Annotated in this window: 1 protein-coding gene; it reads right to left on the reverse strand. The window is 48.2% G+C overall.

All coding sequences use genetic code 11. From position 1 onward, the window contains the following. On the reverse strand, positions 1 to 282 hold a 282-nt coding region (locus tag A4R26_RS34960), incomplete at both ends, for a hypothetical protein (protein ID WP_165760256.1).

A 282-nucleotide genomic window follows, 5' to 3' on the forward strand; every position in this document is an offset into this window, starting at 1 on the left:
ATCCCTTTTCTACCGGCTGATCGGCCTGCATCGGTCCATAGGAAGTATTGAATGACCCCGTTTGCTGCGCAGCCATTGAATACACTTCGGGATAGATCTTAGAGAAATCAGGCTGCCGGTCGTATAAATACTGGCCGCCGGCAGTAAGATTAAGGCCTTTTTTGAATGTTTTTCTTAAAAAAAGATGTTGATTACTATAGCCCTGGGTACCTGCCATCGTTCTGGCCTCAACCTGGCCGGGGCCTTCGCCTTTTTCGGTGATGATATTGATAACGCCCGACA

Origin of the sequence: Niastella populi, assembly GCF_002078015.1 — a bacterium.
GTDB lineage: Bacteria > Bacteroidota > Bacteroidia > Chitinophagales > Chitinophagaceae > Niastella > Niastella populi.